This window comes from Sulfuricaulis sp., from assembly GCF_049587675.1.
Classification (GTDB): Bacteria; Pseudomonadota; Gammaproteobacteria; order Acidiferrobacterales; family Sulfurifustaceae; genus Sulfuricaulis.
Map to the genome: position 1 here is coordinate 15,030 of NZ_JBAVEJ010000010.1, position 15,854 is coordinate 30,883.

The 15,854-nt window shown below is 61.0% G+C and carries 14 protein-coding genes; 1 reads left to right on the forward strand and 13 read right to left on the reverse strand.

Annotated elements, in window-relative coordinates:
- Positions 1-6: 6 nt before the first annotated feature.
- The 10 genes from WB402_RS00315 to WB402_RS00360 all read right to left on the reverse strand — a co-directional run bounded on the left by WB402_RS00315 (position 7) and on the right by WB402_RS00360 (position 10,423).
- Positions 7-630: a hypothetical protein gene (locus WB402_RS00315; protein WP_424204645.1), complete on the reverse strand. Its 624-nt coding sequence runs from the start codon at positions 628-630 to the stop codon at positions 7-9.
- 140 nt (positions 631-770) lie between these two features.
- Complete coding sequence (locus WB402_RS00320; RefSeq protein WP_424204646.1) at positions 771-1,166, reverse strand: CPCC family cysteine-rich protein; 396 nt, start codon at positions 1,164-1,166, stop codon at positions 771-773.
- A gap of 106 nt (positions 1,167-1,272) precedes the next feature.
- Positions 1,273-2,337: a class II fructose-bisphosphate aldolase gene (gene fba, locus WB402_RS00325; RefSeq protein WP_424204648.1), complete on the reverse strand. Its 1,065-nt coding sequence runs from the start codon at positions 2,335-2,337 to the stop codon at positions 1,273-1,275.
- 45 nt (positions 2,338-2,382) lie between these two features.
- Positions 2,383-3,825 carry a pyruvate kinase gene (pyk, locus tag WB402_RS00330; protein WP_424204671.1) on the reverse strand — a complete coding sequence of 481 codons (1,443 nt, stop codon included), beginning with the start codon at positions 3,823-3,825 and terminating at the stop codon, positions 2,383-2,385.
- Between the two features lie 47 nt (positions 3,826-3,872).
- Positions 3,873-5,054: a phosphoglycerate kinase gene (locus tag WB402_RS00335; protein ID WP_424204650.1), complete on the reverse strand. Its 1,182-nt coding sequence runs from the start codon at positions 5,052-5,054 to the stop codon at positions 3,873-3,875.
- Positions 5,055-5,162: 108 nt separating this feature from the next.
- Entirely contained in the window at positions 5,163-6,161 is a 999-nt protein-coding gene (gap, locus tag WB402_RS00340) for a type I glyceraldehyde-3-phosphate dehydrogenase (protein ID WP_424204652.1), read from the reverse strand.
- Positions 6,162-6,221: 60 nt separating this feature from the next.
- Positions 6,222-8,261: a transketolase gene (gene tkt / locus WB402_RS00345; RefSeq protein WP_424204654.1), complete on the reverse strand. Its 2,040-nt coding sequence runs from the start codon at positions 8,259-8,261 to the stop codon at positions 6,222-6,224.
- A 358-nt stretch (positions 8,262-8,619) separates the two neighbouring features.
- Complete coding sequence (locus tag WB402_RS00350) at positions 8,620-9,441, reverse strand: inositol monophosphatase family protein (RefSeq protein ID WP_424204656.1); 822 nt, start codon at positions 9,439-9,441, stop codon at positions 8,620-8,622.
- Positions 9,441-9,854: a hypothetical protein gene (locus WB402_RS00355; protein ID WP_424204658.1), complete on the reverse strand. Its 414-nt coding sequence runs from the start codon at positions 9,852-9,854 to the stop codon at positions 9,441-9,443. The genes WB402_RS00350 and WB402_RS00355 overlap by 1 nt, the downstream gene beginning before the upstream one ends.
- 14 nt (positions 9,855-9,868) lie before the next feature.
- On the reverse strand, positions 9,869-10,423 hold the full coding sequence (locus WB402_RS00360; protein WP_424204660.1) for a thioredoxin family protein: 555 nt from the start codon (positions 10,421-10,423) through the stop codon (positions 9,869-9,871).
- Between the two features lie 63 nt (positions 10,424-10,486).
- Here WB402_RS00360 and WB402_RS00365 point away from each other — a divergent pair, with 63 nt between their 5' ends.
- The gene (locus WB402_RS00365) at positions 10,487-11,833 is read left to right on the forward strand and encodes an adenosylmethionine--8-amino-7-oxononanoate transaminase (RefSeq protein ID WP_424204662.1); all 1,347 of its coding nucleotides are present in this window, start codon (positions 10,487-10,489) and stop codon (positions 11,831-11,833) included.
- A gap of 3 nt (positions 11,834-11,836) precedes the next feature.
- Here the strand turns inward: WB402_RS00365 and WB402_RS00370 are convergent, their stop codons facing one another.
- From WB402_RS00370 to WB402_RS00380, 3 genes are all read right to left on the reverse strand, one after another.
- Positions 11,837-12,298, reverse strand: coding sequence for a chemotaxis protein CheW (locus WB402_RS00370; RefSeq protein WP_424204664.1), 462 nt, complete (start codon positions 12,296-12,298; stop codon positions 11,837-11,839).
- Positions 12,295-12,738, reverse strand: a complete 444-nt coding sequence (locus WB402_RS00375) for a hypothetical protein (protein WP_424204666.1) — start codon at positions 12,736-12,738, stop codon at positions 12,295-12,297. The genes WB402_RS00370 and WB402_RS00375 overlap by 4 nt, the downstream gene beginning before the upstream one ends.
- 61 nt (positions 12,739-12,799) lie before the next feature.
- The coding region (locus WB402_RS00380) for an Hpt domain-containing protein (RefSeq protein ID WP_424204668.1) at positions 12,800-15,854 on the reverse strand (3,055 nt) is incomplete at its 5' end.

A 15,854-nucleotide genomic window follows, 5' to 3' on the forward strand; every position in this document is an offset into this window, starting at 1 on the left:
TGCCGGTCAGAAGTGAAACACGACCGAAGCACCTATCTCCGTCTGCGTGAAGCCCTCGCTGCTGACGCTGACGACACAGCCGCCAGAACAGAAGATAGCGCTGTCGGTGTTGACTGCCGTGAAGATGATGCGGGCATCGAAGCGCAGCCCCACGTGCTTGACGGGGAAGTACGTGGCGCCGCCACCGAGCGCGAGCGAAAAGAAGTTCTCCGTGCTGAGGCCGGTACCTTTCGGGTCCATGTGGGTCAGGCCGAACGTGCCGGAGACAAACGGGCGGAAACGTCCACCCCCCTCTGGGAAATCTGGAAAATAGAGACCGCCGATGTGGTAGTAATCAACCGCGAGGTCGAACTGCGAATAGCCTAGGTACGGCTGGCTGGCCGTCAGCTGGGTGTTCTGGTGGCTGAGATAGACCTCGATCTGCCGCTGGGGATCGAGATCGAAATCGAGGATCAGGCCGTAGCTCGTCGTGTCGCCGAGATTGAGCCTGGACTCGTTCTCGGTTGTCGTTCCGCTTGTCGTTCCGCTGCCATTGACAGTTAGATTGCCGCCGAAGCGATAGCCCACCAAGGGCGCGATATCCACGGCCTGCGCGACCGGGACAAGCCCCCAAGCCGTAAACAGTAGCATCGCAATCCTGCCACATGCCTTGTAGCTCCGTTTCATCATCATCACTCTGCGATTCAAGATAAGGGCTTGTCGCCGGGTATTTCGCTGTGCTTCGCCGCTGGCCGTGAACCGACGCTCCTCCGGCATCACCTTGGGGCTCTTCAGCTCGCCAGTCGCCGCCAGTAAGTCTCACGCCAGTAGTAAAGAACAGTGGTGTCGGATAGCGGATAGGAATCACCGTAATCGATGCCGCGCTGCGGTTCCTCGACGTTGTCGCGCGCGGGGTCGAGCGGGCGCCAGCTGGACTCGCGCGGTTCTTCCTCGAACGGCGCGCGCCCTTCGCCGCGATAGCGGCGCTCGGCGGTGCCGATCTCGGCATAGTTATGCTGCCCCTGCTCGAGTGAGACGTGATTGGCACTGCCCGGCATGCGTGGAAACCGCAGTTGCGCCAGGTCGTCTTCCCACAGGCAGATGGGGCACTTTTCATGGTTTCCCGGCTGGCGCTGGAAAACCCGGTGACCGCAGCAGGGACAGGGATATTTATCGAGATCCATCATATTTCAACCATAGGCCTATCCGGTTTGCTTCGCAAATCCACCAGAATGAAAAACAAAAAAAGGGGCGGTTGCCCGCCCCTTTTTTCTGCTGCATGCGACTGGTCTGTTAGTTGACCTTCGGATCGAGCTCGCCCTTGGCGTAACGTGTCGTCATGGCTTCGAGCGACAGCACCTTGATCTTGCTTGCCTGGCCGGCGCAACCGAAAGCCTGGTAGCGCTGCTTGCAGATTTCCTTCATGCCCTTGGTCGAGGCGGCGAGCCACTTGCGCGGGTCGAATTCTTTCTTGTTCTCGGCCAGGAATTTACGCACCGCGCCGGTCGAGGACATGCGCAGGTCAGTATCGATGTTGACCTTGCGCACGCCGTGCTTGATGCCCTGCACGATTTCTTCCACCGGCACGCCATAGGTTTCACCCATGTCGCCGCCGTAGGAGTTGATGATCTTCAACCATTCCTGAGGCACCGAGCTCGAGCCGTGCATCACCAAGTGCGTGTTCGGGATGCGCTTGTGGATCTGCTTGATGCGCTCGATGGCGAGAATGTCGCCGGTCGGCGGACGCGTGAACTTGTAGGCGCCGTGACTGGTGCCGATGGCAATGGCAAGCGCGTCGACCTTGGTCTTCTTCACGAAGTCGGCGGCCTCGTCCGGATCGGTCAGCAGCTGCGAATGATCGAGCTTGCCCTCGGCGCCGGAACCGTCCTCTTCACCGGCCATGCCGGTTTCGAGGGAGCCGAGGCAACCGAGTTCGCCTTCCACCGACACGCCGCAGGAGTGCGCCATGTCGACGACACGCTTGGTGACATCGACGTTGTATTCGTAGGTGGCTGGCGTCTTCATATCCTCTTTCAGAGAACCGTCCATCATCACGGACGAGAAGCCGAGCTGGATCGAGCGCTGGCATACCGCCGGCGAAGCGCCGTGGTCCTGGTGCATGACCACCGGGATATGCGGCCACTCTTCGATCGCCGCCAGGATCAGGTGGCGCAGGAACGGCGCACCGGCGTACTTACGTGCGCCGGCCGAGGCCTGCACGATCACCGGGCTGTCGGTCTCGTGCGCCGCTTCCATGATGGCGCGCATCTGTTCGAGATTGTTGACGTTGAACGCCGGAACACCATAAGTATGTTCCGCGGCGTGGTCCAGCAGTTGGCGTAGTGTCACAAGTGCCATAACAAACTCCTCTTGAACTTGAATACGTTGAAAAAAGTCCTGCGGTTATGAAAATTCCGGCAAATTCCCCACCATGGCGATCTTCATGGCGTTGGTTCCCCCCATCACGCCCGTCAAATCGCCCTTGGTGATGATGACCAGGTCGCCGTCACGCACAGTGCCCCGCCGGCGAAGTTCATCGATCGCCTCCTTGTTGACAGTCGCATGATCCGACGTTTTGACTTCGAATGCGACGGGGTAGACGCCGCGGTAAAGACTCACCTTTCTACGCGTCTCGACTTGGCTCGTCAAGGCGTAGATCGGCACCGCCGAACTGATGCGCGACATCCACAGCACAGTAGACCCAGATTCTGTAAGGGCGGCGATGGCCTTCACGTCCAGATGATTCGCGGTATACATCGTAGCCATGGCGATGGCCTCGTCGACGCGCTTAAACATGGCGCGCATGCGATGCGCGGACGTGATGACTTCGGGCTCCTGCTCGGCCACGCGGCAAACCCGGTCCATAGCCATGACCGCCGCCACCACATGCTTGCCCACGGCGGTCTCGGCCGACAGCATCACGGCGTCGGTGCCGTCGATCACGGCGTTGGCGACATCGGACACTTCGGCGCGCGTCGGGATCGCATTTTCGATCATCGACTCCATCATCTGCGTCGCGGTAATCGACACCTTGTTGTGTTCCCGGGCCAGCTTGATCAGCCGCTTTTGAATCGGCGGCACGGCGGCATCGCCAATTTCGACACCGAGATCGCCGCGCGCGATCATAATCGCGTCCGCGGCATCGATGATCGACTCGATGTTCTGAACCGCTTCGGTGCGCTCGATCTTGGCAATGATCCCGCCGTGACCTCCGGCCGCGCGCAACAACTGCCTGGCCTCGTTCACGTCATCGGCGCTACGCGGGAAGGAAATAGCGACGTAATCGGCCTGCATCCGGGCGGCCGCGCGGATGTCTTCGCGATCCTTGTCGGTCAGTGCCTTGGCCGTGAGCCCCCCGCCCTGACGATTGATGCCCTTGTGGTTCGAGAGTTCTCCACCGACCACCACGTGGCAAATCACCTTGTTACCATCTACCTTGTCCACCCACAACACGATGCGTCCGTCGTCGAGCAGCAAGGTCGCGCCGCGTTCGACGTCCTGCGGCAGGGCTTTGTATGTGATGCCCACGCGCTCCTGGTTGCCGGCATCGAGCGGATGATCCACGTCCAGGATGAACATCTCGCCTTCCTGCAACGTGACCCGACCGTTCTTGAATTTGCCAATCCGTATTTTCGGCCCCTGCAAATCCACGATGATGCCGATTTCGCGCCCGTGTGCCTTGGCACGCTCGCGCACGGTCTCGGCGCGCTGCATGTGGATCGCGTGTCCCTCATGCGAAAAGTTGAGGCGTACCACGTCCAGGCCGGCTTCGATCAGTTTGTCGATGACCTTCGGATCTTCCGTGGCCGGACCGAAGGTGGCGACGATTTTGGTTCTACGCAGCAGATAAAATCCTTTGAAACCGCCGGCCGTTGCCGGCAGTTTTCGTTGGCTTATTTCTTGGCCCGTCCTTCGAGCATGGCAACCGCGGGCAGTTTCTTGCCCTCGAGAAACTCGAGGAACGCGCCGCCGGCGGTGGAGATGTAGGACACCTTGTCAAAAATTCCGTACTTCTGTATCGCCGCGATGGTATCGCCGCCGCCGGCCAGGGTGAACGCGCTTGTCTTGGCGATGGCGTCGGCGATCGTCTTGGTGCCGGCGCCGAACTGGTCGAACTCAAACACGCCGACCGGGCCGTTCCATACCACGGTGCCGGCCTTCATGATGATGTCGGCGAGTTGCTGGGCGCTCTTGGGGCCGATGTCGAAGATCATGTCGTCGTCGGCCACGGCTCCGGCGTCCTTGAGCACCGCCTTCTCGTTAGCGTCGAACTTCTTGCCCACGACCACGTCCACCGCGATCGGAATGGTCGCGCCGCGCTTGGTCATTTTCTCCATGAGCGTCTTGGCCGTCGGAATGAGATCGGCCTCGGCCAGCGACTTGCCGATTTTCTTTCCGGAAGCGGCCAGGAAGGTATTGGCAATACCGCCACCGACCACGAGCTGGTCGACCTTTTCGGACAGCGATTCGAGCACGGTCAGCTTGGTCGAAACCTTGGAACCGCCGACGATCGCGACCATCGGCCGCTTCGGATTGAGCAGCGCCTTGGTCAGCGCCTCCAGTTCTTCGGTGAGCAGAATGCCGGCGCAAGCGACGGGCGCGAACTTGGCGACGCCATGGGTCGAACCCTCGGCGCGGTGCGCGGTGCCGAACGCGTCCATCACGAACACGTCGCACAGCTTGGCGTATTTCTGCGCGGTTTCGTCGACGTTCTTCTTCTCGCCCATGTTGAAGCGCACGTTCTCGAGCAGCACCAGCTCGCCGGCGGCGACATCGAAACCGCCGTTGATCCAGTCCTTGATAAGGCGCACGGGCTTGCCGAGCTTTTTGGAGAGATCGTCGGCCACGGGCTTGAGCGAATTCTCTTCCGAGTACTCGCCCTCGGTCGGACGGCCGAGGTGCGACATCACCATCACCTTGGCGCCGGCCTTGAGGCAGTAATTGAACGTCGGCAGCGAGGCGCTGATGCGCGCGTCGGACGTGACCTTGCCTTCCTTCACCGGCACGTTGAGATCGGCGCGGATCAGCACGCGCTTGCCCTTGAGGTCGAGATCGGTCAGCTTTATTACGGACATAATAATGACTCCGGGAAATGTAGCGCGGAACAGGCGGTGTAACCACCGTATTCCGCCGTCATTCGGCGGGTTACGGCGCGTTAGCGCCCAACCCGCCCTACAAGATGATTACTTGGCCACGTGCTGCACGAAGCGCAGCATGTTGCAGGTGTAGCCGTACTCGTTGTCGTACCAGGCCACCACCTTGACAAAGGTGCTGTCCAGGGCGATGCCGGCTTCGGCGTCGAAGATCGACGGCAGGTTCACGCCGCGGAAGTCGGTGGACACCACCTTCTCGTCGGTGTAACCGAGCACGCCCTTGAGCTCGCCTTCCGAGGCCTTCTTCATGGCCGCGCAGACCTGCTCGTAAGAAGCTTCCTTGTTCAGCTCCACTGTCAGGTCGACCACGGACACGTCCGAGGTCGGCACGCGGAACGCCATGCCGGTGAGTTTCTTGTTCAGCTCCGGCAGCACCTTGCCCACGGCCTTGGCGGCGCCGGTAGACGACGGAATAATGTTTTCCAGGATGCCGCGGCCACCGCGCCAGTCCTTCATGGACGGGCCGTCGACGGTCTTTTGGGTGGCGGTGGCGGCGTGCACGGTGGTCATCAGGCCGCGCTTGATGCCGAAGTTGTCGTGCAGCACTTTGGCGACCGGGGCCAGGCAGTTGGTGGTGCAAGAGGCGGCGGAAACGATCTTCTCACCGGCGTACTTGGTGTGGTTCACACCGTACACGAACATCGGAGTCTCGTCCTTCGACGGGGCCGACTGCACGACCTTCTTGGCGCCAGCCTGAATGTGCTTCTCGCAGGTATCCTTGGTCAGGAACAGGCCGGTGCACTCGATAACGATGTCGGCGCCAACTTCGCCCCACTTCAGTTCGGTCGGGTCCTTCACGGCGGACAGGCGGATCTTCTTGCCGTTGACGATCAGGTTGTTGCCCTCGACCTTGATGTCGCCATTGAAGCGGCCATGCACGGAGTCGTACTTCAGCATGTAAGCCAGGTAGCTGGGTTCGAGCAGGTCATTGATCGCAACAATCTCGATGTCTTTGAAGTCCTTCGCGACCGCGCGGAACACCATGCGGCCGATGCGGCCGAACCCGTTGATACCGACTTTGATTGCCATAACCAAATCTCCAGAAAGTTAAATTGAAAATCTAAATCCGCCGCAAAGGCGAAAAATTATTTACAGAATCTCTTCCACCGCTTTCGCGACGTTCTCGCCGGTGAAGCCGAATTCCTTGAACAGCGCGCCGGCTGGGGCGGATTCGCCGAAGCGGTTGAGACCCACGACCTTGCCGTCGAGCCCGACATACTTGTGCCAGCCGTCGGTGACGCCGGCTTCGACCGCCACGCGTTTCACACCCTTGGGCAGAACCGATTCGCGCCAGGCGGCGTCCTGGGCGTCGAACGTGTCCGTGGACGGCATCGACACCACGCGCACCTTCTTACCCTTGGCGGCGAGCAGTTTCTGCGCTTCCACGGCGATGCCGACTTCGGAGCCGGTGGCGATAATCACCGCCTGCGGCTTGCCGCCTTCGGCTTCGCACAGCACGTAGCCGCCGCGGCGGATGGCCGCGAGCTGTGCAGCATCGCGCTTCTGGTGTGTCAGGTTCTGGCGCGAGAAGATCAGGATCGTCGGGCCCTGCTTGCGCTCGATGGCAAACTTCCAGCACACGGCCGATTCCACCGCGTCGCACGGGCGCCATACCGACATGTTTGGAATCAGGCGCAAGGTCGCGGTTTGCTCGACCGGCTGATGCGTCGGACCGTCTTCCCCGAGACCGATGGAGTCATGGGTATAGACGAAGATCGAACGGATCTTCATGAGCGCCGCCATGCGCAGGGCGTTGCGGGCGTACTCAGAGAACATCAGGAACGTGGCGCCGTAGGGGATGAAGCCGCCATGCAGGGCAATGCCGTTCATGATGGCCGACATGCCGAACTCGCGCACACCATAATAGATATAGTTGCCGTCGGACACGGTGTTGCTCACGCCCTTCGAGCCTTTCCAGATCGTAAGATTGGAACCCGCCAAGTCGGCCGAGCCGCCCAGGAATTCCGGCAGCACCGGGCCGTAACCGTTCAGCGTGTTCTGCGAGGCCTTACGCGAGGCGATGGTCTCGGCCTTGGCGTCCACGGCCTTGATGAATTCATCCGCCTTGGCGTTCCAGTCCTTCGGCAGCTCACCCTTCATGCGCCGCTCGAACTCGGCGGCCAGGTCCGGAAATTCCCTGCGGTAGTCGGCGAACTTGTCGTTCCAGTGCTTCTCGGCCACAGCACCCTTGGCCTTGGCGTCCCAACCGGCGTAGATTTCCATCGGAATCACGAATGGCTCGTAATTCCAGCCGAGGTTCTCGCGCGTGGCCTTGATCTCGTCGGCGCCGAGCGGTGCACCGTGGCAGTCGTGCGAACCGCAGAGGTTCGGCGCGCCGTAGCCGATCACGGTCTTGCAGCAGATCATCGACGGCTTGTCGTTGACTGAGCGCGCTTCGAGGATCGCCCTCCGGATGGACTCGGAGTCATGGCCGTCGACGTCGCGCACCACATGCCAGCCGTAGGCCTCGAAACGCTTCGGGGTGTTGTCAGTGAACCAGCCCTCGACATGACCGTCGATCGAGATGCCGTTGTCATCGTAAAACGCGATCAGCTTACCGAGGCCGAGCGTGCCGGCGAGCGAGCAGGATTCGTGCGAGATGCCTTCCATGAGGCAGCCGTCGCCGAGGAATACATAAGTATAGTGATCGACGATGTGATGGCCGTCGCGGTTGAACTGTCCGGCCAACACCTTCTCGGCGAGCGCCATGCCCACGGCGTTGGTGATGCCCTGGCCAAGCGGACCGGTGGTGGTTTCGACGCCCGGGGCATAGCCGTACTCCGGATGACCCGGGGTCTTGGAATGCAACTGGCGGAAGTTCTTGAGCTCCTCCATCGGCAGGTCGTAGCCGGTAAGATGCAGGAGTGAGTAAATGAGCATCGAGCCGTGACCGTTCGACAGCACGAAGCGGTCGCGATCCATCCACTTCGGGTTGCCCGGGTTGTGCTTGAGGAAATCGTTCCACAGCACTTCGGCGATGTCGGCCATGCCCATGGGCGCCCCGGGATGCCCGGAGTTCGCCTTCTGCACCGCGTCCATCGCGAGCGCGCGGATGGCGTTCGCCAGCTCGCGCCGTTTGGTTAATGCCTTGCCTTCGCCCGCCTTGTGGGCGTGGATTTTCACTGTCATGGATTAATCCTCAATGCTTGAAAACTGGCGGAGCCCGAAACCGGCGACCTTCCGGTCCGCGGCCTTCATGGCCATAGCTGACCAATAACAAAGTCCCCTTGGCGGAGTTGCATGGTCATCGCCAAAGAGAACGGAAACCGGTTACGCCATATGATTCTTGTCTTCCGGGATTGCCATTTCCCTACTGTACGGCTCGGCAATCGGCCCTGGTCAGAGGCTCCTCGAACCGCGCGCATTTTCGCTCACACCCGGTCCTAGGGCAAGCCGAACGTCCCTTGGCAATCTGTTATCCGCCCATAAACAAGACTTTGTGAGCGAAACGGGCCTCTGACGATTATCAGGGGAAATCGCGCCGGGATCAGGTTTTGCCTGGCGCGCGGTTGCGGTCGATCCAGGCCTTCCATTCCGAAAACAGCGCCGGCGTCGCCGCTGCCACCACCGAACGTGGCGCGAGCCCGTAGCTGAACACCGCTTCGTCCTCGAGCGTGCAGGCATGACCGCCGGCCTCCGCCAGGATCAGGCTGCCGCCGGCGTAATCCCACAGCTTCTGGCCGCCGTGCAGATAGAGGTGAAAGCGCCCGTCCGCAAGCCAGCACCACTCGAGGCTGCTCGCGCCGAAATTGCGCTGCGAACCGTAGGGCGGCTGTGCGCCCAGCCGCGCGGCCAGCAGGGGGGCGAGGCGCTTGAAATCCACGCAGGCAATGCAGCGGCGTATCGCCTGCGGCGGGATCGGCTCATGGGCGCCGAGCACGAGCACGATATCGTTGAGCCACGCGCCTTTCCCGCGGCGCGCCATGAAACATTCGTCGCGCACCGGGTCGTAAACCAGGGCGAGTTCCTGCTTCCCGTCGACGAGCAGCGCCAGCGACACGGCGAAATACGGAATACCGGTGGCGAAATTGCTGGTGCCGTCGAGGGGGTCCACGCACCACAAGCCGTTGCCCGTGGTGCCGGTGAGCTGCTCATGCTCGTGCCCCGCCATCTCCTCGCCCAGAAAATCGTATTCCGGCCAGTGATGAGCGAGATCCGACTTGAGACGCTGCTGCATCGCCACGTCGGCCTCGGTCACCACGCTGCCATCGTGCTTGACGTGACGGATGACGTCGGCAAACCGCGGCAACAGTTCGTCCCGGGACGCCCTGCGCACGATGTTCTGAAGCAATATCAGATCGGGAAGCATCAGCGGTTGCCGCCTGTCAGCTTGATCACCCGCGCTGCGCCTGGAGACGCGTATTTCCGTTCCACCTCGCGCAAGGCCTTGTGGAATTCGCCCTGCGCCCGGCGCATGACCTCCGCGCCCGCCAGCGAGTAATACACCGCTTCATAGGAAACCGGTTCATCGAGGGCGCGGCGCGCCTGCGGTGCAAAGCGCTGCCAGGCGAGTTCGATCATGCGCCGGCCTTCGCGGTCCACGAAGATAAACTCCTCCGCATCCAGCACCGCGAGAAACTGCATGCTGCGCAGCGGCACGAACAGGCAGCCGGTGGCCGCCCGTTTCAGCAACAGGTGCGCTAGATTGTAAGTCTCGGCTGGCAGCGTGCGCGGTTCGCGCGACAACTCGGGCGGACGGTAGAAAGTCTCCTCGACGATCATGCGACCCCGGTCCGCTATTCCTGCTTCCACTTGATCGAGCAGCCCATGCTCGGAATCTGGTCCTTCGGCCCGAGGCCGGTCTGGGCAACGGATTTCATCGCCTCGAACAGATCGCGCCGCGCGTTCGGCGCCGGCTCCTTGCGCGACTCGTCCAGCCGTCCGCGGTACTGGAGCTTGAGATCGCTGTTGTAGCCGAAAAAATCCGGGGTACACACGGCACTGTAAGCCTTGGCAACTTCCTGGGTTTCATCGTACAGATACGGGAACGGAAAATTCAGCTCCTGCGCCACACGCTTCATGTTGTCGAAAGAATCTTCCGGATAATCCGCAGGATCATTCGACATGATCGCCACGGTGTTAATACCCTGCGCTTTCAGCTCGCGCGTATCGCGAATAATGCGATCGAGCACGGCCTTCACGTAGGGACAGTGATTGCAGATGAACATCACGAGCAGGCCGTTTTTTCCGCGGGTCTCGTTCAACGTCCAGATTTTTCCATCCACACCTTTGAGACGGAAGTCCAGGGCCGGCCGGCCGAAATCGCACACCGGGGTTTCAGTACGCACCATGATTCTTTCTCCACAATTCCTTATTTAACACGGGGCAACTCGCCCTGTATCATCATCCAGTCTATGGATAACGACTCCCTGACGCAACGTGACCTGCGCGTGGTCTGGCATCCCTGCACGCAGATGCATGACCATGAAACGCTGCCGCCCATCCCGATTCGCCGCGGCCAAGGCGTGTGGCTCGAGGACTTCGACGGCAAGCGTTATCTCGACGCCATCAGTTCATGGTGGGTCAACCTGTTCGGTCACGCCAATCCGCGCATCAACGCCGCCATTGCCGATCAGCTGCAAAATCTCGAACACGTGATACTCGCGGGTTTCACGCACGAGCCGGTCGTGCAGCTCTCTGAAAGACTGACGCAGATCGCTCCGAAAGGACTTGCCCGCTGCTTCTACGCGGACAGCGGCTCCGCGGCCGTCGAAATCGCGCTCAAGATGAGTTTTCATTACTGGCACAACCGTGGCGAGAAAAAACGCACGCGCTTCATCAACTTGGCGAACAGCTACCACGGCGAAACGCTGGGGGCGCTGGGAGTGGGTGACGTGGCCTTATATAAGGAAACCTACCGTCCGCTGCTGCTCGAGGCGATTACCGTCAAATCCCCGGATGGTTATCACCGCGAACCCGGCGAATCCCGGGCCGATTATTCGACACGTGCGTTTGCCGCAATGGAGGCAGTGCTGGCGCGCCATGCCGGCGAGGTTTGTGCCGTGATCGTTGAACCGCTGGTGCAATGCGCCGGAGGGATGCGCATGTATGATCCGGTATACCTGAAACTATTGCGCCAGGCCTGCGACAAACATGGAGTACACCTCATCGCCGATGAAATCGCCGTCGGCTTCGGGCGCACCGGCACGATGTTCGCCTGCGAACAGGCGGGCATAGCGCCCGATTTTCTGTGCCTCGGCAAGGGACTGACCGGCGGTTACCTGCCGCTGTCAGTGTGTCTGACGACGGATGAGGTATATCAGGCGTTCTACGCGAATTACACCGCGCGCAAGGCGTTCCTGCATTCGCATTCCTACACCGGCAACCCGCTCGCTTGCCGCGCGGCGCTGGCCACGCTCGATATTTTTCGCGACGACGATGTCATCAACCGCAACCGGGAACTCGCAGGGCACATGGCGCGCGCCACGGCGCCGCTGGTCGACCACCCGCATGTGGCCGAGGTGCGGCAGACCGGGATGATTCTCGCGATCGAAATGGTGCGGGAGAAAAAAACGCGTGCGCCCTATCCGTGGCAGGAGCGGCGTGGTTTATCAGTATACCGTCATGCGCTCGAGCGCGGCGTGCTGCTGCGCCCGCTCGGCGACGTGATCTATTTCATGCCGCCGTACGTGATCAAACCGGAGGAAATCGAACTGCTGGCAAGGGTGGCGTGGGAAGGGGTTGATCGTGCCACCGCCTGATACTCATGCTGGATAAAACACCTTTTTCATCTCGTCCATGTCCGGGATGAGCATCAACTTGCCACCTACCTTGAGGCCCGCCGCGATATAGGGCAGGTTGGGCAATTCCGAATCGGTGGCCACCGGCTCGCTGTGGCTCAGCGCCTGCGGGCGCGGTTCCGCAGTCGCGAACATCCCATAGAATTCCCAATCGCTGCGTCCACTCAGGGGATAAAAGATGACGATCTTGCCGGCCGCCGGACTGACCGGCTCCGGCATGCCAGCCAGCGCTTCAAAAGAAATGACCGGCACCGCGAGCGTGCGCCAGCCAAAGACACCCTTCAGCCAAGGCTGGCTGAAGGGAACCGGCGTCAGCGTCAGCGAATTGATGACCTCCGCCACGGCCGCGCTGGGAACGATCAGCGTCAATCCATCCAGCGGCACTTCGAGCGAATGCAGACGCGGACCGATACGCGGCTTTTTCATTCCTCCCCCAGGCCTTGCAGATACGCGGCCAGGGCCTTCGGCTCGAAAACCAGCATCGCGCGATGGCCCGACACCCAGGCCCCGGAAAACAGATGTCCAAGGCGCGTGGGTGCGAGGCCGAGAGGTGTGAAGGGCGAAATCACGGTTTCGGCGCGCGGCAGCAGCTGAACCTCGTCTACCGCCAGCCCCACCGCCTGCGGCACCGTATCCAGAAACACCGCACGATGCCAAAGGTGCTGCCGGGTCACGCGCAGGGTGGCGTCGAGACTATAGGCCGGGAGTCGCGTGTTCTGCACCACGCGCCACGCAGCGACATTGCCCTCGGGGGATTTATTGGTGATCAGGTTTTCGCGCTGCTCGATGGTGAAACCGGAGCTGCTCGGCAACAGGAAACTGGTATCGCCGAGCTGCAGGCGCATGTACTGATTGGGATCGGTCACGGTCGTTTAATCCCGAACACCGGCAGCGCTCCAAGCCATTCAGCCGCCGTGCGCGGACGGCTCATGTCGTCCTGCCCTTCGCCAACAGGGTGTCAATGTTCTTGTATAACTCATCTTCCTGATAGGGCTTGCTCATGTACATGTCCACGCCCAGATCGAACGCCTTCTGCCGGTGCTTGGCGCCCGCGCGCGAGGTGATCATGATGATCGGGATGTGCTTCAGGTTTTCGTCGGAACGCACGCGTGTCGTCAGCTCGTATCCGTCCATGCGCGGCATTTCGATATCGACGAGCATCACGTCGGGCACGTGGTCGCGCAACTGTTCGACGGCGTCGATGCCGTCTTTGGCGACCAGCACGTCGATGCCGCGCTTCTGCAGGTGCTTGCTCGTGATCTTGCGCACGGTAAGAGAATCGTCCACCACCATGACAACCGGCCGCGCGCGGACCTCTTGCGCCACCTTGCCTTCCGGCCGGTGTTCGAAATAGATGACGTCTTCACGGAACCACAGGCCGGGAATATCCAGGATAAGCACGACACGTCCGTCGCCGAGGATGGTGGCGCCGGCAAGCCCCTTGAGCGCGGAAAGCTGCGGTCCAATGGATTTGATCACGACTTCGCGCGTGCCGCCCAGGCCGTCGACCTGGATAGCGACCTCACGTGTTCCGGTGCGCGCGATCAGTATCGGCACTTTTTTACCATTGCGCGGCGTCGAGGGAATTCCCAGACGCTGGCCGAGGTGCATGTACGGGTACACCTGCTCGTTATGGGAAAGCAGCGGATTGTTACCGACCGCGAGGCTGTCGATCTTTTCGATGGGAAATTCGATGATATTCACCACTGAGCCAAGCGGAAGCGCGAAAAGCTGGTCGCCCACGTAGGCCATCAGTGCCTGCGTGATGGACAGCGTCAGGGGCAAGCGGACGATGAACGTCGTGCCCACGCCGCGCTCGGTGTCCACCGACATGCTGCCGCCCAGTTGCTTCACTTCGCTGTGCACCACGTCCATGCCGACGCCGCGGCCGGAGACATGCGTGACTTTCTCCGCCGTGGAAAATCCGGACATGAGAATGAACTGGATCAGTTCCTCCTCCGTCAGATTGGTTTCGGGTGACATTAACCCGCGTTCGATCGCCTTGGTACGGATCGCCTCGATATTCAATCCCACCCCATCATCGGAGAAACGGATAATGACCTCGGTCCCCTCCTGCGAGGTGGCGATGTTGATGCGCCCGTGCGGCGGCTTGCCTTTCTGGCGGCGCACGGCCTCGGATTCGATACCGTGGTCGATGCTGTTGCGAATCATGTGCTCGAACGGCCCGATCATGCGCTCGAGCACATTGCGGTCGATCTCCACCTCGGCGTTTTCCAGATTGAGTTCCACACGCTTGCCCAGCTCGCGCGAGGTCTGGCGCACGATATGCCGCAGACGCGCCGCCTGTGTCGAAAAACTGACCATGCGCGTGCGCATCAAACCTTCCTGCAAATCAGTGTTGATACGCGCCTGTTGCTGCAGCACCGATTCAGCCTCGCCGACGAAGTTACCCAGGCTGTTCTGAATAGTCCCCAGATCGTGCAGACTTTCCGTGAGCGACCGCGACAACTGCTGCATGCGGCTGAAGCGGTCGAACTCCAGCGGATCGAAATCGGCGGCACGGCCTTCGGCAACCGCCTCGTGTTCCATGCGGTAGAGAATCTGCGATTCGGACTGAATTTCGAGTTCCCGGATCTGCTCGCGGAAGCGCGTGATGTTACGCGACAGTTCGGAAAGATTGTCACGAACGCTGTAAATCTGCTGTTCCATGCGCGAGCGTGAAATGCTCACCTCGCCCGCGTAATTGACGAGCTCGTTCAACAAGCTGGTGTTGACGCGCACCTGACCGCGGCGCTCCATTTTTTCCGGCCACTGTTTCTCTTCGGCTTCCTGAAGCTCTCGGCGCTCTTCGATCTCCGCCGCCGTCAACGCCGGGGCTGGTGCCTCGATGGCGGAAACAATGGTTGGCGCCGGCTCAGCAACGAATCGTGCGACCGGCTTTTCCACCGGCTCCTCCCGAGGCGTGCTGATTACCGGTACTGGAGTGGAAACATCAGGAACCTCCGATTCCGGCTGGCCGGAGGACAGCGCCTGCAACTTGGCATTCAGGCTGCGAACATCCGGCGCGGGCCTGCCGCTTTGGGCGTGATCGAGCATGGTCACGAGCAAGTCGTGGGCTTCGTCGAGCAGGTCAAACAAGTCGCCGTTGGCGGACACTTGACCGTCTTCGATGTGCTTCAGAAGGGTTTCGGTGTTGTGACTCAAATCACCCATGGTCATCGCGCCGGCCATGCGCGCGCCACCTTTGAGCGTATGCAACGAGCGCTTCAGATCCTGCACCAGCGCCATATCATCCGGACGGCTGCGCCAGCGGGACAGCGCCTCTTCGATGCCGCCGAGAATATCCGTCGCCTCTTCCTGGAAAATTTCCAGCAGCTCGGGATCGAGTTGCTCGGCCTCCACCGGCGCGGGCGGCGATTCAGGCACCACAGGAACGGCGGCGGTCGGTGCCGGCACCACGGGTTCAACCCGCGGTCCGGGTTCGTGCACAACGGGGAGTGCTTCCGCGGTCGGCTCGCTATCCCAGGGCTCCTCCGGCAACGGCATTTCCGCTGGTGTTTCTTCTTCAACCGCGGAGACACGTTCCGCGACCGGAGCAGCGGTTTCGGCAGCGGAATCCTTCTGCACCAGAAGGGCGCTTTCGGCGCGGAGATCGTGTGAAAGGTCGGCAAAACGCCGTCGCAGATCGCCGGAGGAAGTCGCGCCGGTGTTCATGCACTCCACCAAGTCGGAGACCGCTATTTCGAAACGGGTCGCCAGATCCAGATATCTCTCGGTTAACGGAATGCTTTCGCTCTTGAGCGCGTGCAACAACTTTTCTATTTCCGCGCAGGGTTCGGACATTACATCGAGACCCAGCGAACGGGCATTGCCTTGCAGCGTGTGCACGGAACGGTAAAGGGTGTCCGACACGAAGCACGTTCCGCCGGCTTCGCGGCAGGCGGCGATCTGCTGCCGGATATTGGCGAGATTTCCTTGCGCTTCGGTAGTGAAGATTTCCAGCAAGGTGGGTTCGAGTTTG